Source organism: Cyclobacterium qasimii M12-11B (assembly GCF_000427295.1).
Lineage (GTDB): Bacteria > Bacteroidota > Bacteroidia > Cytophagales > Cyclobacteriaceae > Cyclobacterium > Cyclobacterium qasimii.
Genome location: NZ_ATNM01000027.1, coordinates 1 through 22,842, shown reverse-complemented (window position 1 = coordinate 22,842; position 22,842 = coordinate 1). Strand labels below are relative to the sequence as shown.

16 protein-coding genes and 1 pseudogene are annotated in these 22,842 nt (G+C 41.6%); 9 read left to right on the top strand and 8 right to left on the bottom strand.

Going from position 1 to position 22,842, the window contains the following annotated elements:
* Positions 1–68 precede the first annotated feature (68 nt).
* A complete protein-coding gene (gene dinB / locus ADICYQ_RS02470) occupies positions 69–1,259 on the top strand; it encodes a DNA polymerase IV (RefSeq protein ID WP_040414162.1) in 1,191 nt (396 codons plus the stop codon).
* 91 nt (positions 1,260–1,350) lie between these two features.
* On the opposite strand, the gene ADICYQ_RS02465 is transcribed toward dinB, so the two are convergent.
* The 3 genes and pseudogenes from ADICYQ_RS02465 to ADICYQ_RS02455 all read right to left on the bottom strand — a co-directional run bounded on the left by ADICYQ_RS02465 (position 1,351) and on the right by ADICYQ_RS02455 (position 6,020).
* Positions 1,351–2,403, bottom strand: coding sequence for a 2-oxoacid:ferredoxin oxidoreductase subunit beta (locus ADICYQ_RS02465; RefSeq protein WP_020893702.1), 1,053 nt, complete (start codon positions 2,401–2,403; stop codon positions 1,351–1,353).
* Complete coding sequence (locus ADICYQ_RS02460; RefSeq protein ID WP_020893701.1) at positions 2,378–4,243, bottom strand: 2-oxoacid:acceptor oxidoreductase subunit alpha; 1,866 nt, start codon at positions 4,241–4,243, stop codon at positions 2,378–2,380. The genes ADICYQ_RS02465 and ADICYQ_RS02460 overlap by 26 nt, the downstream gene beginning before the upstream one ends.
* A pseudogene (locus ADICYQ_RS02455) lies at positions 4,240–6,020 on the bottom strand (FAD-dependent oxidoreductase). The gene ADICYQ_RS02460 and the pseudogene ADICYQ_RS02455 overlap by 4 nt, the downstream one beginning before the upstream one ends.
* A gap of 566 nt (positions 6,021–6,586) precedes the next feature.
* On the opposite strand from ADICYQ_RS02455, the gene ADICYQ_RS02450 reads away from it, so the two are divergent.
* Positions 6,587–7,117 (top strand): dihydrofolate reductase family protein, encoded by a 531-nt coding sequence (locus ADICYQ_RS02450; RefSeq protein ID WP_020893696.1) that lies wholly within the window; start codon positions 6,587–6,589, stop codon positions 7,115–7,117.
* A gap of 73 nt (positions 7,118–7,190) precedes the next feature.
* On the opposite strand, the gene ADICYQ_RS02445 is transcribed toward ADICYQ_RS02450, so the two are convergent.
* Positions 7,191–7,751 carry a GNAT family N-acetyltransferase gene (locus ADICYQ_RS02445; RefSeq protein ID WP_020893695.1) on the bottom strand — a complete coding sequence of 187 codons (561 nt, stop codon included), beginning with the start codon at positions 7,749–7,751 and terminating at the stop codon, positions 7,191–7,193.
* A 251-nt stretch (positions 7,752–8,002) separates the two neighbouring features.
* On the opposite strand from ADICYQ_RS02445, the gene ADICYQ_RS02440 reads away from it, so the two are divergent.
* The 3 genes from ADICYQ_RS02440 (at position 8,003) to ADICYQ_RS02430 (ending at position 12,597) form a co-directional block, all read left to right on the top strand.
* Positions 8,003–9,238, top strand: a complete 1,236-nt coding sequence (locus ADICYQ_RS02440) for a sialidase family protein (protein WP_020893694.1) — start codon at positions 8,003–8,005, stop codon at positions 9,236–9,238.
* Between the two features lie 127 nt (positions 9,239–9,365).
* The gene (locus ADICYQ_RS02435) at positions 9,366–10,469 is read left to right on the top strand and encodes an acyltransferase family protein (RefSeq protein ID WP_020893693.1); all 1,104 of its coding nucleotides are present in this window, start codon (positions 9,366–9,368) and stop codon (positions 10,467–10,469) included.
* Positions 10,470–10,488: 19 nt separating this feature from the next.
* A complete protein-coding gene (locus ADICYQ_RS02430; protein ID WP_020893692.1) occupies positions 10,489–12,597 on the top strand; it encodes an FG-GAP repeat domain-containing protein in 2,109 nt (702 codons plus the stop codon).
* Positions 12,598–12,862: 265 nt separating this feature from the next.
* Here the strand turns inward: ADICYQ_RS02430 and ADICYQ_RS02425 are convergent, their stop codons facing one another.
* The 4 genes from ADICYQ_RS02425 to ADICYQ_RS27305 all read right to left on the bottom strand — a co-directional run bounded on the left by ADICYQ_RS02425 (position 12,863) and on the right by ADICYQ_RS27305 (position 16,948).
* Positions 12,863–13,825 (bottom strand): alpha/beta hydrolase, encoded by a 963-nt coding sequence (locus ADICYQ_RS02425; RefSeq protein WP_020893690.1) that lies wholly within the window; start codon positions 13,823–13,825, stop codon positions 12,863–12,865.
* Positions 13,826–13,872: 47 nt separating this feature from the next.
* Positions 13,873–15,189, bottom strand: a complete 1,317-nt coding sequence (locus ADICYQ_RS02420; RefSeq protein ID WP_020893689.1) for a CehA/McbA family metallohydrolase domain-containing protein — start codon at positions 15,187–15,189, stop codon at positions 13,873–13,875.
* A 104-nt stretch (positions 15,190–15,293) separates the two neighbouring features.
* Positions 15,294–16,562 (bottom strand): hypothetical protein, encoded by a 1,269-nt coding sequence (locus ADICYQ_RS02415; protein WP_020893688.1) that lies wholly within the window; start codon positions 16,560–16,562, stop codon positions 15,294–15,296.
* A 209-nt stretch (positions 16,563–16,771) separates the two neighbouring features.
* Positions 16,772–16,948, bottom strand: coding sequence for a hypothetical protein (locus tag ADICYQ_RS27305; RefSeq protein ID WP_161625563.1), 177 nt, complete (start codon positions 16,946–16,948; stop codon positions 16,772–16,774).
* A gap of 56 nt (positions 16,949–17,004) precedes the next feature.
* On the opposite strand from ADICYQ_RS27305, the gene ADICYQ_RS02405 reads away from it, so the two are divergent.
* The 4 genes from ADICYQ_RS02405 to ADICYQ_RS02390 all read left to right on the top strand — a co-directional run bounded on the left by ADICYQ_RS02405 (position 17,005) and on the right by ADICYQ_RS02390 (position 22,025).
* On the top strand, positions 17,005–18,318 hold the full coding sequence (locus tag ADICYQ_RS02405; protein WP_040414155.1) for a hypothetical protein: 1,314 nt from the start codon (positions 17,005–17,007) through the stop codon (positions 18,316–18,318).
* Between the two features lie 379 nt (positions 18,319–18,697).
* Positions 18,698–20,218 (top strand): FMN-binding glutamate synthase family protein, encoded by a 1,521-nt coding sequence (locus ADICYQ_RS02400; RefSeq protein ID WP_020893686.1) that lies wholly within the window; start codon positions 18,698–18,700, stop codon positions 20,216–20,218.
* Between the two features lie 32 nt (positions 20,219–20,250).
* Complete coding sequence (locus ADICYQ_RS02395) at positions 20,251–20,793, top strand: putative outer membrane beta-barrel protein (protein ID WP_020893685.1); 543 nt, start codon at positions 20,251–20,253, stop codon at positions 20,791–20,793.
* A 32-nt stretch (positions 20,794–20,825) separates the two neighbouring features.
* Positions 20,826–22,025, top strand: coding sequence for an NAD(P)-dependent malic enzyme (locus ADICYQ_RS02390; RefSeq protein ID WP_020893684.1), 1,200 nt, complete (start codon positions 20,826–20,828; stop codon positions 22,023–22,025).
* Positions 22,026–22,842: the final 817 nt, after the last annotated feature.

Genomic DNA, 22,842 nt, shown 5'->3' with positions numbered 1-22,842 from the left:
ATTATAAACAATAAAATGTCAATAAAATTAACAATTCGGATTGTAAATCATAGTAGGAGAGGAAGGTAATGGCAGAAAGACGGAATATTGTACACATGGATTTAGACAGTTTTTTTGTGTCGGTCGAGCGTCTGTATGACAGTCGGCTTATGGGAAAGCCTATTCTGATCGGAGGATCAGGAGACAGGGGAGTGGTGGCTTCTTGCAGCTATGAAGCCAGGAAGTTTGGCGTTCACTCAGCCATGCCCATGCGTACTGCCAGGCAGCTTTGCCCGGAGGCTTTACAGATTCGAGGTGATTTTGCGAAGTACAGCCAGAAGTCCAATGAGATCACTGAGATTGTCCGAGAGAGTGTGCCGCTTTTTGAAAAAGCTTCTATAGATGAGTTTTATGTGGATTATACTGGAATGGATCGGTTTTTTGGTTGTTATAAAATGGCCCAGGAACTGCGACAAAAAATCATCAAAGAAAGCGGCTTGCCTATTTCGCTAGGGCTTTCACAAAATAAAACGGTATCTAAAGTAGCGACAGGAGAAGCCAAACCCAATAATGAAAAACAGATTCCTTATGGGCAAGAGAAGCTTTTTTTGGCGCCCTTGTCAGTAAGGAAAATCCCCATGATAGGGAAGAAAACCTCCCATACGCTGTACAATATGGGCGTAAAGAAAATCCATACCCTGCAGGCCATGCCCGCAGAATTGCTGGAGTCGGCTTTTGGTAAAAACGGACTGATGATTTGGGAGAAAGCCAATGGCATTGACCGTTCGCTTATTACGCCTTATTCGGAAGCCAAATCGATTTCTACAGAAAACACCTTTGAACAAGACACCATAGATGTTGCCCTGCTGGAAGCTACACTTACGGCCATGACTGAGCAGTTGGCAGGTAAACTGAGACAGCAGCAAAAACTGGCATCTACCGTATCGGTAAAGATCCGCTATTCTGATTTTGACACCCATACGGTGCAACGTCGGGTGTCTTATACTTCCGCAGACCATGTGCTTCTTCCACTGATCAAAGCACTCTTTCAGCAACTGTACCAACGTCGTTTACTGATTCGCCTGATCGGCGTTCGCTTTAGTGGGCTGGTACATGGCCATTATCAGATCAATTTGTTTGAAGATACGGAAGAACGTATTTCCTTGTACCAGGCCTTGGATCGGCTAAATGGTAAGTATGGAGACAAGACCGTTTGCAGGGCCATAGGGATGAGTGTAGGGAGTAGGAAATTTAACCCGTTTAATGGGAAGGAGAACTGAGTCAGGTGATAAAAGACAAACCCCATCACTTTTATATGTGATGGGGTTTGGTGATTGTACTCGTTTCGAATGTTATTGCATCTGACTTGCCTTATCTGAATCCCGCATTGATGGTGTCCAGTTTTTCCGTTCCCGGGCACAATGTGTTTTCCTTCATGGTATTTAAAGGGGTGTCGGAAGTGTTGATAATGTCGTGCAAGTCGCCATATACTGGATTGATGTACAGCAGTCCGGTGAGTATCTCATCTTTCATCCGTGCTTGTTGTATCGCATTTGCTGCCGATACCCTGTCTTCGGGATCCCAGTTTAGTGCGAGTTTGTGTAATTTCATCTCTGAACCATCATGTAGAGAAACAGTTGTACCTGTGCCCTCTTCGTATTCTGCATGAATGGGTTTTTCTTCAGGGACAAAATCCAAGGTGCCTGTGGCTTGCATGTGTTCCCGTACGTAATCGTAGGATTTGGTAGATCCGGGATTGTTATTGAAAGTTACGCAGGGAGACATCACGTTGATAAATGCCAGGCCTTTGTGCTGTATACCAGCCTTGATAAGGGGAACCAGTTGCTGCTTGTCGCCACTGAAACTTTGAGCCACAAAGGTGGCACCTAATTCTACTGCCAGGCTGGCAAGGTCCACAGGTTGGAATGGATTGATAGATCCGGCTTTGCTTTTGGAACCTAAGTCGGCAGTCGCCGAATCTTGTCCTTTGGTAAGGCCATAACAACCATTGTTCATCACGATATAGACCATGTTTAGGTTTCTACGGATGGCATGTACAAATTGTCCCATGCCGATGGAAGCAGTGTCCCCATCTCCTGAGACGCCAAAATACACCAGGTCTTTATTGGCCATATTGGCTCCTGTGGCCACTGAAGGCATTCTGCCATGCACAGAGTTAAAGCCATGAGAATTGCCTAAAAAGTAGGCAGGAGTTTTGGAAGAGCAACCAATACCGGAAATTTTAGCTACCAGATGAGGCTCTATGTCCATTTCGTAACAGGCTTGTACGATGGTGGCGCTGATGCTGTCATGACCACAACCTGCACAAAGGGTGGAAATACCTCCTTCGTATTCCTTAAGTGTATACCCAAGTTTGTTTTTAGGAAGTTTGGGGTGTCTAAATATAGGTTTCAGATAAGTCATGAGCTACGGCGGTTTTTTGCTTTAAATAATTGGAGATTTGTGAAGCGATGTCATCGGCAGTGATGGGCATGCCATCGTAATTCAGCACAGGGACTAATTTCGCAGGGTTGGTTTGCATTTCATTAATGATCAAGCTGCGAAGCTGTCCATCTCTGTTTTGCTCGATGATAAACACGAGTTTGTGTGACTGAATAAATGCTTCAGTTGCTTCCCCAAAAGGAAAGGCTTTGATACGAATAGCATCCAGGTGAATACCCTTTTCACCCAACATGTCTTTGGCCTCTTCTGATGAATAAGTGGACGTTCCGAAGAAAAGAATGCCTATCTCCTGCTGGTTTTCTTCTTGATACAAGTGGGGTTCAGGCATTATTGTTTTTGCGGTTTCCCATTTGGTCAACAGGCGCTTCATATTGCGCACATAAGCTTCACTGCTTTCAGTATACACAGCGTATTCATCCCTGGAGGTTCCTCTGGTGGTGAAGGCGCCTTTGGAAGGGTGTGTACCCGGATAGGTTCTGTAAGGGATACCGTCGCCCTCGTTGTCCAGGTAACGGCCATACCTGCCCATCGCTTCCAGTTCTTCTCTGTTGAATACCTTTCCTCTGTCGTATTTCTTTTCGGCATCCCATTCGAATGGGTCACTCATGTGATCGTTCATTCCCAGGTCAAGGTCAGTCATCAGGATGATAGGCGTCTGAAGCCGGTCTGCCAGGTCAAAAGAGGTGGCTGTCATTTCAAAACATTCTTTGGGAGTGGAAGGAAATAACAAAGGGTGCTTGCTGTCTCCATGAGAGGCATAAGCAGCTATGGTGATGTCCGACTGTTGTGTTCGGGTGGGCATGCCTGTACTAGGGCCAGCCCGTTGTACATCTATCAGTACGGCAGGCACTTCGGCAAAATAAGCCAAGCCTATAAATTCATTCATTAAGGATACGCCCGGGCCACTGGTGGCTGTCAGTGACCTGGCCCCATTCCAATTGGCCCCTATGACCATTCCCATGGCTGCCAGCTCATCTTCGGCTTGTACTACTGCGTAATTTTTCTTTCCCGTTTCGGGGTCTATGCGGTATTTGCTTGCAAATTTCTCAAATGCCTCTGCCACAGAAGTAGAAGGGGTGATTGGGTACCATGCCATCACCGTTGCTCCTCCATATACAGCGCCTAGTCCGCAGGCCGTATTGCCGTCCACCAAGATTTTGTCCTTGATCAAGTCCCTTCTTTCCAGGTGAAAATCAAGCGGGTAATCGAAATGTTTGCTGGCATAGTCCATCCCCAGTTTTAGCGCTTTTACATTTGGAGCGATCAGTTTTTCCTTGCCGGCAAACTGTTCTTTGAGCAAGGTTTCCAATACTTCAAATTCGATGTTTAGCAGGACGGAAAGTGCACCGACATAAATAATGTTTTTAAACAGTTGTCTTTGTCGGGGATTGCTATAGTTTTCGTTGGCCATCTCCATCATGGGGATTCCTAGATAATGAATGTCTCCCCTGATCATATCTGTATGCAATTTTTTGGTGCTGTCATACATGAGGTAGCCTCCGGGGTGTACGCTTTCTATGTCCTGCTTCATGCTTTGCGCATTGACTGCCACAAGCAGGTCTATGCCTTCTCTGCGGCCCAGGTAGCCCTTTTCACTTACCCTTACTTCATACCAGGTAGGTAAACCCTGAATGTTGGAAGGGAAAATATTTTTGGGGGTGACGGGAATTCCCATCCTGAATATGGCTTTGGCAAATAGGAAATTAGCACTGGCGGATCCGGTTCCGTTGACGTTGGCAAATCTCGCTACAAAATCATTTACTCTTGCTTGAGGGTGGGCAATGGCTTGTTGCTCCTTCATATACTTCCTGCTTTTGTTACACTGTAAAAATATTGTTGCATGTCCCAGGCGGAGGTGGGGCATCTTTCGGCACATAGGCCGCAGTGAAGACATACATCTTCATCTTTCACCATTACACGGCCAGTTTTGAGTGTGTCTGATACCAGTATGTCCTGAGACTTGTTAGTTGCCGGCACCAGTAGTTTTTGTCTCAATTGATCCTCTTCTGGTTCATTCCCTGTAAAGGTGATGCAAGAGGTAGGGCAGACGTCCATACAGGCATCGCACTCAATGCAGAGGTCAGTGGAGAATTCCGTTTGTACATCGCAGTTTAGACAACGTTGGGCTTCCTTGAAACCTGTGGGCAGGTTAAATCCAAGTTCTACCTCTTTCTTTCTGTCTACCAATGTCAGGGATTTCTCTGCCTGTGGTACCAGGAATCTTTGGTCAATGGTAACAGGGCTGTCGTAACTCCATTCATGGATACCCATTTTAGTGCTGAACAGCTTGGTAAATGGAGCTGGCCTTTGTTTTAAGTCTTTTTCTTCACAAAACAGGTGCATGGATACTGCCGCCTGGTGACCATGCGCCACCGCCGTGATTACGTTTTCTGGTCCAAATGCAGCATCTCCACCAAAAAAGACTTTAGGGTTTGTAGATTGGAAAGTAACCTTGTCCACAGTAGGCATTTCCCATTCGTTAAACTCAAGTCCTATGTCTCTTTCTATCCAAGGGAAGCTGTTTTCCTGTCCGATTGCAATCAAAACTTCGTCTGCTTCTATAAAAACGTCTGGTTCGCCGGTGGGAATCAGTTTTCTTTTGCCATTGTCATCATAGACAGCTTCCACCTTTTGGAATTTCATGCCTATTAGCTTGCCATTCTCTACTTCGAAACTAAGGGGTACATGGTTGTCAAAGATATCGATGTCTTCATGCTGCGCATCTTCTTTTTCCCAAGGAGAGGCTTTCATGTCCTTGAATGGACTTCTAACAACTACTTTTACACTCTCTCCACCCATTCGGCGAGAGGTACGGCAGCAGTCCATGGCGGTGTTACCACCACCCAAAACAATTACTTTTTTCCAATTTTTTCGGTATGTTCAAAAGCCACACTTGCCAACCATTCGATACCGATATGGATGTTGGCATCTGCTTCCTGTCTTCCGGGAAGTTTGGGGAGGTCACGACCTCTGGGAGCTCCTGTGCCTACAAATACCGCATCGTAATCTTGCTCCAGAACCCCTTTCAGGCTATCTACGAAATGCATGAATTGGGTGTGAATGCCTAGATCTAAGATGTAATTAACTTCTTCATTGAGTACTTCTTCAGGCAGTCGAAATGCAGGGATCTGGCTTCGCATCATACCTCCTCCGGCAATCTGCTCATCAAAGAGGTGGATCTCATAGCCCAAAGGCGCAAGGTCTCTGGCCACCGTCAGTGAAGCAGGACCTCCTCCTATAAGGGCGATTTTCTTGCCGTTGGAAGGGAATGGCGCTTGAGGCATGAGGGATTTGACATCTCCTTTGTTGTCGGCAGCCACTCTTTTTAACCTACAGATAGCTACAGGTTCTTCTTCAACTCGCCCCCTTCTGCATGCAGGTTCACAGGGGCGGTCACAGGTTCGGCCTAAAACGCCTGGGAATACATTGGACTCCCAATTGATCATGTAGGCTTCGGTGTATTTTTCTTCTGCAATTTTTCGGATATACTCAGGGACCGGGGTGTGGGCTGGACAGGCATACTGACAGTCCACTACCTTGTGGTAGTATTCCGGATTACTCGTATCGGTAGGCTTCATTGTATATTTTGGGTTTTGACCTTTTCATTATGGGTGAAAAGGTCGTTGTTGCTAATTCAGATTAATTTTAGAAAACTTAACCCTGCAAACCAAATTATTGGAGAATATTTTTAGCACTGAGCCTATTTTACTTCTTTCTAAATAAGTATTTATGATTTTTGGTAGAGGGTTTTTTAAAAAGAGCGGAAGGTTTCTGCTGCATTTAGTGAGGTTAGCCCAATGGTGGCTTTTTTGCATCCATTTTCAGGTTTGAGCATGTTGTTGATATTATTTGCTTTATTTCCCACAATTCATAGCAATGAAAATGGTCTTTTTTGTTCAAAAACTTATGGCTAGGCACCAATAGCCTTAAGTATTGGTGCCTAGCCAATTGGTCAATTGGGTTTATTTTACCCCATAGTATGTTTTTTTGAAATGAACAATCATAATAAAATTATGCATTGTCGAATGAAAAATTTGGTCTATTTTGGCTATGAAATCAAAATGGACTAGCTACAAAGCTTACTGGAATACGCTGTAAAATATTGCTAATCCTTTTGGAGTGATAATTTTTAAAAGCAGGTAAATTGAGGAAAATCAAATTATTTATAGCCACTAGCCTAAATGGAAAAATTGCTAAACCAGATGGAAGTGTAGACTGGTTGGAAGCCATCCCAAATCCGGGAGAAATTGATCATGGCTATTCCGATTTTTATAAATCCATTGACACCACTATTCAAGGCAATACTACCTACAAGCAAATAATAAGTTGGGGGATTGATTTTCCTTATTCCGACAAGAAAAATTATGTCTTCACACGGAATAAACTTTCAGAAGATACAGATCAGGTGACCTTTATTGCTGACAAGCACCTTGATTTTGTCAAAGGGCTGAAAGCAGTTGAAGGAAAAGACATTTGGCTTATCGGGGGAGGTCAATTAAATACGATGTTGCTTAACGAAAAGCTTATTGATGAAATTCAGGTATTTGTAATGCCAATTGTTTTGACTGAAGGAATTGAATTGTTCGAAAGCCTTCCGAAAGAAACATCATTGACACTTATCGAAACTAAAACTTATGCTACAGGAGCTGTTGAAATAAAATACAAGGTGGTTTAAGAGCAATAAAAACCCTGATGTTTGCGCGAAGGAAGGTAGCAAATCTCCCTTCTTTTGGTAATGTGTATTCACCTTATTCTTTAACTTTTGGTTTCAATTGTAGGTGTTTCATTTTCTTTCCTGCTAATACTTTTCTTCCTACCAATTCAAAGCCTAACTTTAAATACAGTTTCTCAGCATTTGGATTGCCTTCTTCAACCAATAATCCTACTGTTTTCTGGTCGTATTTCTCAATGATAAATTTCAATAATGCTGTTCCAACGCCTTTCCCCCGGTGTTTTTCACTGACTCCTAGGCAATCAATATAATACTCACCTTCCTGGGTTTCCTCTTCATGGTTAAAGTCTATTCCAAAATGGGTCTTGATATAAGCAATTATAGGTTCTCTTAAGCTTTCCAATTGCTGGCCATCATAAATATTTAAACTTCCTATAACCTCCTTTTCACTTTCTGCTACCAGGCAATTCTTATATGAATATTGATTGTTTTCCTTTTCTACAAAATAGTGTAAAAATGTCTTTGCCTTTTTTTTGTCTTTCATTCCAATAAACGCATAGAGGATTTCATCCATGGCAAGGAATAGATGTTCTGTAATTATTTCGGCGTCTGCTTTGGTTGCTCTTCTTATTACCATTAGGTTACTATTTGCTCTCCACCACTAGCTAATGCCAACTTCCTTGGTTTTTCCGTTTAGTTAGCATTTGATTTCTTTGCATTTATCAAAAATATTGGCGTTTCTCTAATTGATTGATCCGGGTTTTTTAATTTACCTTACCAACCAGATAAAAGTACGCTATTTTGTGAAAAAACGGTGGTTTATGAGGTTGGTTTTCCGTATGTTTCCTTATTATTGGTTGATAGTCCAACCCCCCAAAAAACTTATGCATGGCGAATAGAAGAAATTTTCTCTTTAAAAGTACCGTTTCTCTCCTGGCACTGAGTCTTCCTCAGGCAGGCTTTTCCTTTTCAAAGGCCCGTCTGGCTCCGGAGTTTAGGGTTAGCTTAGATGTGGTGGCCAAGTTGTTTGATGGCAAACAATGCTGGGTGCATCCACGTGCAGGAACGGTGAATGGATCAAAGGAGGTCGTCATGACGATGAGTACACTTGATTTGGAGGGAAGCGATGTCTTCAAAGGGACGTACCAGATCCGAAGTAGTAATGGAGGAAAAACTTGGACATCTCCTCAAAAGTCCGATACTTTGGCTCCTAGAATGGAAGTGAATAATGGAGTAGAGGGACCTGTGGCAGTAGCTGATTTTTGGCCCAAGTGGCATGAAAAATCAGGTGTATTGCTTGGTATAGGTCATACTGCTGTATATACCTCTGATTGGAAAATTGTTAGTCCCAGGCCACGACAGACAGCCTATTCGGTTTATGATCCAAAGAAACAAGAGTGGCTGCCGTGGATGGAATTGGAAATGCCGGAAGGTGATGAGTTTTTTAGCGCAGGTGCAGGCTGTGTTCAGCGACTGGATTTGCCAGACGGTTCTATTTTATTGCCTATTTACTATAAACCCCCTGGGAAAAATTCAAGAGTAACGGTTTGCCATTGTAGTTTTGATGGCAAGGCATTGCGTCTTAAAAAAATGGGCAATTCCTTAAAGGTGGACAATGATACGCGAGGTTTGCACGAACCTTCTTTGATGGAATTTGGTGGGAAATATTTTCTTACCATTAGAAATGACCTACAAGGTTATATCACTACCAGTGAGGATGGTTTGCATTATGAAGACATCAAGCCCTGGACTTTTGACGATGGATCTCCTTTAGGTAATTACAATACCCAACAGCATTGGGTCAGGCATTCAGATGCTTTGTATTTGGTATATACCAGAAGAGGTGCGGACAATGACCATGTGTTTAGACATCGTGCGCCTTTGTTTATGGCACAAGTAGACACTGAAAAACTGGCCGTAATTCGTGATACAGAAGTTGCACTGGTACCCGAAAGAGGGGCAAGACTGGGTAATTTCGGTGTTACAGAGATTAGCCCTAAAAAAACCTGGGTGACTGTTTCTGAATGGATGCAGCCAGAGGGAGTGGAGAAATACGGAAGTGATGGAAGTGTCTATGTTGCCAAAATCAATTGGAATAAACGCAATAAACTATTTGGTAAATAGGCGTTCTAAAAACGGAATAACTCAATAAGACAAACACCGCTTGACTTGAATTAGCCTATAGTGTGTGGAATCTTTGTTAAAATAAAATGATATATTACTTACCATCAACCACCAAAGACCAATATTCATGAATGAGCAAACCATCAAGCCCAACAGAATTCTCTCAATAGATGCATTGAGGGGATTTGACATGTTGTTTATAGTTGTTGCAGACCGTTTCTTTTCCCTACTACATAAGGGAGCACAATCACCTCTGACGGGTTTTTTGGCCAACCAGTTTGATCATCCCGAATGGTTTGGATCTACTTTCTATGACATTATTATGCCACTTTTCCTTTTTATGGTGGGGGCGGTTATTCCATTTTCTTTGTCCAAAAGAATGCAGGAAAATACAGGGAAAGCTAATATTTACAAAAAACTCTTTAAGCGGGTATTTATTCTGTTTTTCCTGGGATGGATTGTTCAGGGAAATCTATTGGCATTGGATGCTGACACTTTTAAGGTTTTTAGCAATACGCTTCAAGCCATCGCAGTGGGCTATTTCTTTTCCTGCCTGGCCTTTATTTACCTGAGTAGAAATGGGCGCTATATTATGTTTGCAGCCTGTCTTGTTATTTATGCCTTGATACTTACTGTTCCCAATGTACCAGGTGTTGGTAGAAGCGTAATTCTTCCAGACCAAAATTATGCCTTGTATTTTGATCACCTTGTTTTAGGGCGATTTGACGATGGCTATCAATACACTTGGGTATTAACTGGTTTTGGTTTTATCGCTACTACGCTATCCGGACTCTTTGCCGGGGAGCTAATCAAATCCAATCTTCCCCGAAATAAAGTCGCCCTTTACCTGCTTGTTGTAGGTCTTGCTGGACTGGCTTTGGGTATGATCTGGGGGATCTGGCATCCAATTGTCAAAAAAGTGTGGACAAGTTCATTTGTATTGGCTTCCTCTGGGGTTTGTTTTATTTTGATGGCCATTTTTTACTGGATCATTGATGTTAAAGGCAAGGTGAAATGGACTTTTATGTTTAAAGTGATCGGGATGAACGCCATTACTGCTTATGTGCTTTCCCATGTCATTAGCTTTCCTGATATAGCAGACTTTCTATTGTATGGTTTGGAGCAATACACAGGAGCTTATTATGGCGCTTTGACTACTCTTGGTGGTTTTGGTTTGCTTTACCTGATACTTTGGTACATGTACAAAAACAATACTTATATTAAAATATAGCAATAAACATTTTACAATAATGATTGAACCCATTAAAACCAGGCTGCCTATTTTAGCAATAGGTAGCCTTTTACTCTTTTCCTGTGGAACGGACCAGCCAACTGCAGAATCAAGCATGTATGGAGATAATATGCTTCACAAACTGGCCTATAATAATCCTGAATTGCTCGTAGACCTGGATGCAGGTTTTAAAGCGGTTCCTATGCCGATGGACTTTGATGGGGATGGAGACCTTGATTTGCTGGTATCCGAATCTGGAAGCTATACCGAATCTGGAATTTTCTACTTTGAGAATATTTCGGGCAATATCGAAATGCCTGTATTTAGGAGAAGGATGAAGGTGTCCTTTGAACGGAGAAGATTAGGAGATGATGGCTCTAGGTTTCAAGCATCTGAAGTGGAGGGGAGCGTACATGTGCTTACGCCAGATAGGGTTAGGGAAAGATTGTTGATTTATAAAGATGTACCGGAAAATGTTTTTTGGGACGACAATGAAGTGCCTCTTCCTATAGAAGGTTACGATTACCTGCACAATTGTAAAACAGAGTGGAAAATCATCGATTTTGATGGGGATGGCCTACATGATTTGATGGCCGTAGCCACCCGAGACAAACCCAGAACTTACCGAGGCAGGATAGGGGAACTGGCGAAAAACCTTGCCTTCGTAACGGATGGCAAAAGTCATGTATTGTTTCTTAAAAACAGCGGCACCAATGAGGATCCTGTATACGAAAATCCTCAAAGGCTTTTGAAATCAGATGGTTCTCCTCTATCTGAGGGGCTTTCAATGAAGCCCATGTTTGCGGATTTTGACAATGATGGAGATTATGATTTTTTGAGTATTGGTAAAAATCATGAGAATTTTGACATTGATTGGAACGATGATTTTATCATTTACTTCGAGAATACCGGTTCTGCTACAGAATATGAGTTCGGCCTAGGGAGGGCTTTGAAAATGGATGGTCTGCCCATACAGTATGAGTCTAGGGCTACCATGCACCAGACGGCAATTGACTGGAATAAAGATGGTTTTATGGATATCTTAGCCGGAGACGAGGATGGGAAAATCTCCTACCTAAGGAACACCGGTGAAGTGGTGGATGGATTGCCACAATTTGCCGCTCCTGTGTTTATCCAACAAGAAGCAAAATACGTAGATTTTGGTGCTTTAGTAGCGCCCAGAATCTTTGATTGGGATGATGATGGATTGGATGATATTATTAGTGGAAATGCAGTTGGAAATATAGGCTTTATTAAAAACTTGGGGGGGAAAGATCCAGTTTGGGATGCTCCTAAATTACTTGAAGTCGATGGAGAACCGATTCGATTGATCCAAGACGAAGCACTTCCCAATACTGAGCGACCCTTTTGGGGATATTCCACCATAGATGTGGGGTATTGGGATGAGGATGATTTGCCGGATATTTTGGCCAATGAACACAATGGGAATATTGTGTTTATAAAAAATACAGGTACCAAAACGGCACCTAAACTTGCAGCTCCACAGCCTTTGGAAGTGGACTGGGAAGGCGAACCACTGAGGCCAGCCTGGGTACCGGGCGTAGCGGAAGCAGACAATGAATTATTGGCTCCCTGGAGAACGTCTCCGCTGATGATGGACTTTAACGAAGATGGATTAAATGACCTGGTCATGCTGGACCATGAAGGTTATTTGGCAGTGTATCCGCGAAAAAAGGTAAATGACAAACTAGTATTGTCGCATCCGCAGCGGAATTTTGTCTTTCCTGACGGTAAGCCCATCTTGCTCAATCAACGTACAGGCTCCAGTAGTGGTAGGCTGAAAATTACTTTTCACGATTGGGATGGCGATGGACTGGAAGATTTGATTGTTTCTTCCAAGCCGGCAGTAGACTGGATGAAGAACAAAGGAATGAAGGATGGTAAATTGGTTTTGGAATACATGGGCAGGGTGCTGTCTAAAACACTAATGGGGCATACCGATGGTCCGGTTGTATCTGATTTCAATAAAGACGGTGTGCCAGATCTTGTGGTGGGAACTGAAACAGGGCAATTCTATTATTGGCAACGCTCAAGTTTTGACATCACCTCTACTATGACCACCGAAGGAAAACAAGGCCCTGCCAATTACCTTTATTTTAAGCGGTAAATGCCTACCGTCATTGCGAGCCTAAGCGAAGCAATCTGTATTGTAAGGCCAGGGTAAGGATTTCGAATAGGGTCATTGGATAAGGCAGGAAGTGTATTTATTCCAACAGACTGCCACGGTCGCAGGGCCAATTTACGTTATTCTTTTTATACACTTTTGCTCCCTCGCAGTGACGATAAGCGCTACCTACCGTCATTGCGAGCCTTAGCGAAGCAATCTGAATTGTACCGCCAGCGTAAGAATTTCGAATAGGGCCGGTCTCGAACTAGAGGTACTTCTCTAGAAAAGCATCGATATAAAACTGCGCATATTCATTTACCTCCCTGGCGGCATCCATGGTATGTGGCCAGCCTTTTAGGCGGTGGTAATCATGGGCAACACCGGCCTGCTGCAACCAACTGGCAAGGGAATCCGATTGGCTGACTGGAACCAATGAATCAATTGTTCCCTGAAAGATTAAAGTAGGAGGGTCATCAGGGCTGATGAAGGTACTCGGTGAACCGAGTTTGTATAGGTCCGGATTTTCTTCGTAGGAAACGCCCATAAAACTTTGAACCTGCTCTGTGGTAATTGAATAGGGAGTAGTGAGATCCACCGGGCCATAAAAATCTACTATGGCTTTCACCTTGCTATCTGGGCCTTGCTCGCAATCCTGATTAAACACAGCTTCTTCCCCTCCATAGCCAAGCAGCAAGGAGAGGTGCCCACCGGCTGATCCACCGATCAACACCATACGGTCCGGATCAATACCATAATCTACAGCATGTTGCTTAACCCATTTTATCCCACAATTAACATCCTGGGCGGCCGCCGGAAATTTTGCTACCCCTGAAAGCCTGTAGGAGAGGGTTACGGTTACAAAACCTTTCTCTGCGTAGTCGATCATATAGGGCAAATAATCTTGACGCTTGCCCTTCTTCCAAGCTCCTCCATGAACGAAGATCATTGTCGGCGCAGGTCCTTTCAAGCCCTTTTGCTTGTAGATATCTAGCCGCAGGTCCATGCCTTCAATGGTTTTATAAGTAATATCTTTTATCGCCTCTAAATCATCCGGAACGGGTGGTTTTGATTCTATTAGATCCAACATACCCAGACCGTAAGCCATTTTTAGGAGCGTTTCATTCATGTATCCTTTGGGTGCTTCGAGTGGGCGATCGGGGTCCGTCTCTGCAGTTTTGCATCCCAATACACAGGAAAAGGTCAATAACACTACCAATATATTCTTCATAATTATCTTTTTAGCCGGTTTTTTTCATTTAAAAATGAATAAAGTTTTCAATACACATAAATAGTATTGGTATAAATCCAGGGAATCCATTCGGATTTCAGGTCAACCCTTGCCACTATCCGGTAATTTCCGTTGTTTCGAACGACATATTCATACTCGTAACTTTCCTCCGTTTCCTCTATAAGCTCCCCATTCTGGTAAAGCTGAAATTTTACAGGAAATGGTGAAAGTACCTTCAATTTATCGGCTGCTGCCAGGTTTACAGAATCGCCCAAAATGGCTGTTAAGCTATCGGCTTCATTTACCGCAAAATACTGAAAACCATCACCTTTGGCGAGACTTTCAAAGGACACAAAGACATGACCCAATTTAATATGGTCCCGGATATTGACATTGGTAAAGGTGTCGCAATAGACATAGTTATTGGCATGATTATAAGAATTAAAGTAGGGATCCAGCTCCCATTTAAAGGCCCAACCGTATTTGTCGGCTTCTCCCATAAGCAATTTGTCAAACCAATTGGGTTCCCTTATCACCAAGGTGTCAGCATTGGGGCCAACCCATTCTATTTTTTCGTCCTCAAGATGTCTGGCCCTGAAACTTTGATTGTTGTGTGCATCTACACCAGCTACTCCTACAATTTTCCGCTTTTGGTTTAACCGATCCCAGTTGGCCAATATTTCCGTTTGTTCGTCATAAAGGTCCCTAAACATCCAATGGGTGTATTTTTTTGGATTCAATAACCTGTTGAGAAGGATGGGGAATATCCCTTCCTCATCCTTCATGTCTGTATGGATATTGTAAATTTCCATGGCTTGATAATCTGGATTGTCCCAATCGTGTTCGTCTTCCGAATGTACATAAATGGCCAATCCATCGTTTTCAACTACATCGTGAATAATCTCCCCCTCAGACCTGTTCCAGTCAATAACGGTGCTATCAAAAGGGCTGATCATCAGTCCAGAACTATGCTCAGTACCAGATTCTATGATGATGCCTTCGTAAATTCCTTGGTATCCGCGTGGAAAAGTATCCAGCTGATTGCGTTTGTGGTCTGAATTGAAAATGAACTGAAGTTCGGCTTTTTTTGCCCCATCCATTATTTCAGGAAGCAAACCCCGGCTGTCATGAGACCAGAAAGTATGTGAATGAACGACTCCCTGGTACAAAGGCATTGGAATAACCTGTGGAGGTTTCCGGTATTGCTCCCATAGTTCATTCCTTGCCTGTTCCAATCCTGGGTAAGTTACCCAACGGTTCCATAAGGCTGGTGAGATTTTTACCAAGATCAGGAGTAGCAAAAGGACAATTGCTCCCAAAAACAAATACTTGAACCATTTCAATATGCCAGATGTAGCACTCATGTCGTTAATTTAAATTTTTGAGCAACCAGATCAGCTTTCTTGGCTACTTTACTCAAAGCTCAGGAATGCCTCTTTTGTTTTGATATTATATCGAATTCTGGTTATTAATGCTTTTCAGCAGCAGGACTCGCCTCAATCAAATTCAATGCTTCCTCTATATAAACCTCAGCAGTTTCCTCTCCAAGACTTGTTTTGCTGATGTATTCATAGCGTTCGAAACTATTATAATCCACTTTGGTAAGCATGTACCCAAAGGCATCATTGGTAAGCCCAAACAAAAAGGGATGCGCTGTATTCATCTTTCTTTTCAAGTAATAACCAATATTTGGTAGTGCCTCTCCGGGGATGGTAAGGATTTGGGCAGAGCCAATGTTCAAAAGGTTTACACTTGTTTTTAGCATATAATCCTCGGATACCTTTAGCCCTATTTCTGAATGGTCTATCAGCATTTTCATTAGTGGAGAAGTCACAGGTAGATTGATTTCCTTTGAGCTCGAGAATAAGACAGGTGCGGTTTGCAATGGCGCCTTGTCTACAATGGACAAAGCCTGGTCTGCCAATAATTCTCCAATGCGGATACATTCTTCCCAATCGCCAGCTTCCTTGCCTTCGGGTCTTCTATTGTCTGCGGTTACCATGCCTCCCTGGGCACCGTTCATGAAAATCGCGATTCCACCTGCTTTGGCTTCAATGCGATCGTACAAAGGACCGCAAAGATCGGGAGATAAAATGCCTTTTTTATTGCCAATGACTTCCGGGTGGATGGCATAATTGACCAAGGTGGCTATGGCCTTGTCTTTGTTCTTTCCTGTAGTACCAAAAGCCTGGATGACGCCACAACGTGGGTCATATAGATCCGGTGCATAATAATTGTAGGCAATTTTTCCCTTGGCTTCTCCCACGGCAATTTTTAATGCAGCAGGCTCCATGTTTTCCAAGGCTTCATTTACTGCGTCGGCCACCTGCTTGACACACCATTCCAGGTAGTGAAAATCTGCCAGTACTTCTCCTTTTTCATTGGGAAAACCATAAGCATCGGGCGCACTGTGAGTATGAGTAGCCCCAATAAGGATGTTTTCAGGAGGGATGCCTTTGATTAGGGCGCGGGATTGGTCGCCAAGGACTGCAGGCCATCCCAGGTTGTCTATGCCTACAATGGCCACTTTGACTCCATTCTGTTCCATTACCATTGCCCGGACAAAAAGGTCTCCTTTTTTCTCTGTTGCTGGACTCGGTGTTCCCACTCCACCAGAAACGGGAATTAAAGGATCAGGAGTTATTACCCGAAGGGCAGCCCCAACTTTCAATTCCTGTGCAGAAATGGTTGTGGAACAAAAAAGTGTGAAAGCGAGTAGATAAATGAGTTTTTTCATGGGTTATTATTTGCTTAAACCTCAAAGGTTCACTTAGATTACGTTTAATTATAGGTTTAGTACTACTCGGTTGGGGTAGGATTTGGGGATGGCTGGATTTTAAAGTGTTGATATACCTCGAAATTATTTGTTGGCGATTTTTATGATACGGAAAATGCAAGGGGTTTTCTTATTTTAAAGCGGGTGCATAACCAAATAGGATGTAATTGTTAAAGTAAAAGCGTATTTGTACCAACATCTAACAGATTTACTGTCAGCGCTATTGGCACTTGTAACATATTGTCTATATTAGGAGTAAGGTGTTTTTGAAAAATAAAGCACCAAATATATCTATGGTTCTGCGCAATGCTAACAATTGGTTTAACCGCGCCAATTATCGTTGTCACGATTAATATTTTTAGATAGTTATTTAGCAAAGTTTTTATTAAAAATTAAAATCCCAATGAATTTATTTATTGCAATTAAATGCATGGCCCTTGTCATAATTGTAAACCTATCCATCCAAAATGTTATTGCGCAATCAAAAAAAGCCAGTAATGCATCGGAGCTCAAAATTCTTGAGGTAGTGGATATTTCTGATAAACAACTTCAGGTGAATGTGGAGTACAATTATACCGGCAAGGCTGGTTCAAATGATACATTCATTCATGCAATTCCTGTGGCATCTGATGGTAAGTCGAATTTTAAAGAAGTAGACATTGAAAAAGTGCCACTGAAATCAGGAATTAACCAGGTGAGTCTTCTCATCACGAAACGGCCAAAAACGGAGGCATTTACAAGTGAAAGTATAAAGGTGTGCATGATGGAATCAAGGAGTTTGATTTTGTGTAATGAATATTCATTTGAAAAATCATGGCCAAATTTTGACCTTCCGGTTAAGATTCTTTCATTTTCTTCAAGCGAAAGCAAAGTTAGCAAGGGAGATTCTGTCACGATATCCTGGCAAACAGAAAATGCCTCCAATGTTATGTTTGGTGCGCATGGATCAGAAAAATTCCAGCAGGTCAGAAAATCCGGAAGCCTAACTGTTGGGGTAGACAAGACCACGACCTATACGCTAATGGTTGCACCTATGGCTGAAAAAGGGGGGCCGGTGAAGATGGAGACCAAAGCGCTTACCATAGATGTCCCTATCGATCCTGTGATTGGTAGGTTCACAGGAAATCGAAGCGCCATTCGCCGAGGGCAAAACAGTAAATTGTCATGGGAGGTGTATGAAGCAGAAGAGATCAGCTTAAATGGTGAAGCGGTAACCGCTTTTGGAGATAAAATAGTATCCCCAATAAGAACAATGAAGTACACCTTAGAAGCCCGAAAAGGGGAGGTTATCATTAGCGAAGATTATGTCGTAATGGTGACTCCTTTTGGTGCACCAGCTTTAAGTGATCCTTTTACAAGTATAGAATTGTGTAGAAGTGTAGATGAAAGTGGAGAAAGCTATCGATGTATTTCTTCCGATGGACCATTTACATCAGATGACAAAATATATGCCATTGTGCGCATTCAAAACCTATCGAAAGCAGCCCATAATTTAAAGCTGACTACTTATAACAGTTTTGATGGTGAGAAATGGATAGAAGTGCATCAAGAAAATAGGAGTTTGCCAAAACGAGATACAGATGGGTACCTTGAGTTTAAACTTGAAGTAGAAAACACGGGCGAAGGTAAAAAGAAACTTGAGTTTATTTTAGATGGCAACAATGCTACCAAAAGCGAGATTGCCTATTGCATTGATTGTTCTCGTATGTGGGAATAAGGTGTTTGGAACTTTACAATTCACATAATGGTCTTTTAGAAAAGACCTATGATTTATTGGTTTTCCATTTCAATTTTAGATGATATATAGTATTTAATGTGTCGTATAATCTGAAAAAATATGGGGTGCATTTTCCTGCCCAAATTGGTGTTTATGTAGATATAATGACTTCGTTAGTTTAGTGGGGTATGGGGATAATAAAAGGCGTTTTCTTGCCTATACGGGCTTAAAACGGCGTCAAACGTTTCCATGAAAATAATGCCCATTATTAGGATTCAGCCATACAGTTAAAATATCCTGAAGAAAATGATGAATGAAGAATTTGTCAGGATGTAAGTTTACTGGCGTCTATACATGTAAAGATATTAATTAATAAAACATGAACGTACGGCGACTTTTTATCATCCTATCAATTTTTCTTTCCGTTTTATTGGGAGGGATTTCAATCTTTCACCCAAATGCATTGTGGGGTTTTATAATACTTGGCCCATTAATTTTATTAGGCTTTTCTGATATACTTCAAAAGAAGCAAACGATTAAAAGAAATTTCCCTGTTATAGGTCAAATCAGATACTTTCTTGAAAAGATAAGACCTGAAATCATGCAGTATTTTGTAGAAACAGATACTGAAGGCCGGCCTATTAGTCGGATGTTCAGGTCAATCATTTACCAAAGATCAAAAAAGGTAAATGACACCACTCCTTTTGGTACACAAATGGACGTTTACAGTGCAGGATATGAATGGATGGATCATTCTATGTTTGCTCGCAAAGCAGATACATTAGACCGACACCCCAGAGTATTGGTTGGTGGCCCCCAATGCAAGCAGCCTTATTCTGCCAGTTTGCTTAATATTTCTGCAATGAGTTATGGCTCATTAAGTAAAAATGCTGTTCTGGCACTAAACAAGGGCGCAAAGCTTGATAATTTTGCACACAATACCGGGGAAGGAGGATTAAGCTCCTATCATTTGGAACATGGCGGAGATTTAATCTGGCAGATTGGTACAGGATACTTTGGATGTAGAAATGAAAACGGTGATTTTGATGCTGAGAAGTTTAAAGAAAAAGCGTCTCTGGATAATGTTAAAATGATTGAGATTAAAATTTCTCAAGGAGCCAAACCTGGTCACGGAGGCATATTGCCAGCAATTAAAAATACACCGGAAATAGCTGAGATCCGTGGGGTTAAACCAAATACCGCTGTTCACTCTCCGCCTTCGCATTCTGCATTTTCCACTGTAATAGGATTAATGGAATTTATTGATAATTTAAAAGTACTTTCGGGTGGAAAACCGATTGGATTTAAAATGTGCATAGGAAAGAAACAAGAGTTCAATGACTTGTGTGCAGCCATGATAGAAACAGGGATTAAACCAGATTTCATTACCGTTGATGGTGGAGAAGGTGGAACGGGTGCCGCGCCAGTTGAGTTCTCCAACTCACTTGGAATGCCGCTACGGGATGGTCTTTCGTTTGTCTCTGACACACTCATCAAATTTGGTCTTAAAAAGGATATTAAACTGATAGCCTCCGGTAAAATATTCACTGGATTTCACATTGCTAGGGTGATCGCTTTGGGAGCAGACATGGTGAATAGCGCTCGAGGAATGATGCTTGCAATTGGCTGTATTCAGGCTTTACGGTGCAACAATAACACTTGCCCAACAGGTGTTGCTACTCAAAACAAGGCGTTGATGAAAGGCTTAGATGTTGAAGATAAAGCGAAAAGAGTTTCAAATTTTCATCATGAAACCCTCCATGCCTTCATAGAATTAGTGGCAGCAGCAGGAATCTGTAAACCTGAAGAATTAACGCGGTCACATATCAATCGCAGGGTTAGCATGAATAAAGTAATGACCTATGATGAAATATTTCCGCAACACATTCAAGGTAATTAAAAGAACCCTGTAGCTCACAATATTTATATTTTATGAAAGCATCCTACTTATTTGTCAAAACACTAGAAAACTTGCACCTTTTAATGTTGAAAGGGGTAATTATATTATCGATTTTATTGGGTAGCGTTACTTTTTCTTTAGGGCAAGGTTTTGTTACTGGAGTTGGTGGAACTTACGGTTCAGCTATTGAATCTTTCGGTTTAAACGTAAGAGAGTATCTCTTTTTAGGAGAACATATTTGTTTAGGACCTGAATTATCCTATTTCCCAAAACATAAAATTGAAGAACACGATGTTTCTCTAATTGAACTAAATATAACTGGCCACTACATTTTTGAACTTACAGAATCTTTTGGGATTTACCCTCTAACAGGCATAAACTATAGTATTGAAAAAGAAGAAACACGCGATGAGTCTAGCACTAATAGGGCTTTTGGAATTAACGTTGGAGGAGGTTTCCATTATAAGATAAAAAACTTATTTCCCTTTTTTGAATACAAATACATTGTTGGAGATTTATCTCAGCACGTTTTTAGTTTTGGGGTTTTATTTGGTCTCAAGAAAATGAAAGAATAACACAAAAATATTTCAAAACATAAAATAAAACCATGCCCGATTATTATAAAAAATCAATAGAGCTACATCAAAAATTACGAGGTAAAATTGAGATTTCCAATAAGGTTAATGTCGCTTCAAAAGAAGATTTAGCTGTTGTTTATTCCCCAGGTGTTGCCCAACCTTGTTTAGAAATTGAAAAAAACCAAGAATTAGCTTATGACTATACTATCAAAGGAAATACGGTAGCAGTTATTTCTGATGGCTCTGCCGTGCTTGGTTTGGGTAATATTGGGCCAAAAGCTGCAATACCCGTTATGGAAGGAAAAGCGATGCTTTTTAAAAAATTCGGAGGGGTTGATGCATTTCCGATTTGTTTGGATACACAAAACTCTCAAGAAATAATTGACACGGTTAAAAGAATAGCGCCAGTTTTTGGAGGGGTGAATTTGGAAGATATTTCTGCACCACGCTGTTTCGAAATTGAGGCTGCTTTACAAGAAATTGGTATTCCCGTATTTCATGATGACCAGCACGGAACAGCGATTGTAACTCTAGCGGGTATCTTAAACGCATGTAAAGTATTGGGTAAGAATATTGATGAACTAAAGGTGGTAGTTAATGGCGCAGGATCTGCCGGAGTAGCAATTTCCAAACTATTGCGATGCGTAAGTATGGATCCTATAAAATGTCAATCAGTCAAAGAAATCATTATTTGTGATAGTAAGGGAATTATTCATAGAAATAGGACGAATTTAAATCCCGTAAAACAAGAATTACTTGAGTATTCAAATCCCCATAATTTAGAAGGTTCTTTACAAGATGCCCTTAAAAATGCAGATGTATTTATTGGCGTAAGTAAAGGGAATATTTTATCGGCAGAAGATGTTAAAACCATGAATGAAAATCCTGTAATTTTTGCGTTGGCCAATCCTGAACCCGAGATTACTCCAGAAGAAGCATATAAAGGAGGAGCCGCTATTGTTGCAACTGGTAGGAGTGATTATCCCAACCAAGTAAATAATGTGCTGGTATTCCCGGGGATTTTTAGAGGGGCTTTAGATGGACGTGCAAAAAGGATAACTCCCTTAATGAAGTTGGCGGCGGCCTATGCTCTAGCCAATTGTATTGATCAACCCACAAGAGATAGAATCATTCCTTCTGCTTTTGATGATGGAATTGCGAATAAAGTCTCAAATGCTGTTGCCAATTCATGTTCTACCATTTCGAATCATAATCACAATAGAATTTGAGATACAAAGATTGAGGATAATGACATTATTTAAAATCGGTTAAATGAATTTTCAACTATTAAACCATAACAGAGTTGTTATTAGTAGTTACCCATTTTTCCTTTAATTTTTGGCTAAAGCCAGATGATACGATATTGGCTTGTAAATGGGCTGAAGCCCATTCCTATTGAGTTGGTCTTTTAATGACATGAGTCGGGCAAAACACAGAAAAGTATAGCGGTTCTAATTTTCAATAGCCCTCAGCTTTAGCTGGGGGATGGTGGCTAATGGTATTATTGGGGCTTTAGCCCAATTTTCACACTATGCGGCAGATCTAATATATTTTTACCTATGAGAAAGGTGTTATTAGTAGGTACTCATTTTCCCCATTAATTTTTGGCTAAAGCCAGATAAAATTGTGTACCTCTATAAATGGGCTGAAGCCAATTCCTATTGAATTTATTTTGTTGATCAATTGGGTCACGTGTTCCCATGGCCAGCTGAAGGAGGAGGTATTACAAGCTCTTTACCCTATGGCTTCGACTCCGCTCAGCCGCCGGTAAAGGAAAGGAGCCAAGCCAAGTTGATAGATAATAATATGTTTTTTGAATAGCCTCTAGCTTTAGCTGGGGTATAGTATGGATTCACTCGTCTTTGTGGCTTTAGCCAAATCATAAACCTAAGGAGCAATCCAATTGTTTTATCTGAAAGTATCGAAATGTTCTTCTTTGATGAAAGTTGAAAACTTTCTGCATTATGGGTCTAAGTTACGCTTTGCTAAACTTAGACCAGATTGGAGACTATACAAGTATTTACTGTATATAGAAAAAATATACAT